This is a genomic window from Runella sp. R0.1_18 (assembly GCF_057652155.1).
Genome location: NZ_JBYFCK010000132.1, coordinates 1 through 260, shown reverse-complemented (window position 1 = coordinate 260; position 260 = coordinate 1). Strand labels below are relative to the sequence as shown.

At 54.2% G+C, this 260-nt stretch carries 1 protein-coding gene; it reads right to left on the bottom strand.

Features of this window, described 5'->3' with window-relative positions; translation table 11 throughout:
- Positions 1 to 260: hypothetical protein (locus AC23P2_RS31395; RefSeq protein WP_487776838.1), on the bottom strand; the 260-nt coding region annotated here is incomplete at both ends.

Genomic DNA, 260 nt, shown 5'->3' with positions numbered 1-260 from the left:
GTTCCTTTCGTCGGTGGTGTCACTGGCGTGGTTGTCACCACCAACGTGCCCCCTTGTGGGTCATCGTCGTTGGTCAACACATTCCCATTCACGGGTTTATCTTGTGGTGTCACCGCAACATCTGGGTTCGCTTTTGGCGCTTGTGGGGCCAATGGCAAAATTCCAATGCTCACCGTGGCTGTGTCACACTTGCTAGGACTGCCACTGTCGCACACCTTGTAGGTGAAACTATCGTTGCCGATGTATCCACTCGTCGGTGT